A 236-nucleotide genomic window follows, 5' to 3' on the forward strand; every position below is an offset into this window, starting at 1 on the left:
GCGTCCCGGCCCTCCATGACCAGCCGCCACAGGTCCTCCGGCGTCTCCACACCACCGGGGTAACGACAGCCCAGACCCACGATCGCGATCGGCTCGTCGTCCACGGCGGCCACGACCACCGGACCGGCCGCGTCCGCCACCGCGCCCACCAGCTCGGCGCGCAGGAAGTCCGCCAGCACCGTCGGCGTCGGGTAGTCGAAGACCAGCGTCGCCGGCAGCCGCAGCTCCGTCGCCGC

At 74.6% G+C, this 236-nt stretch carries 1 protein-coding gene; it reads right to left on the reverse strand.

Annotation, left to right across the window (positions count from 1 at the left end):
• Positions 1 to 236, reverse strand: a 236-nt coding sequence (locus tag CD790_RS34325; protein WP_144387290.1) for an acyl carrier protein, incomplete at both ends; no start/stop codon positions are given.

Source organism: Streptomyces sp. SAJ15 (assembly GCF_007595705.1).
Classification (GTDB): domain Bacteria; phylum Actinomycetota; class Actinomycetes; order Streptomycetales; family Streptomycetaceae; genus Streptomyces.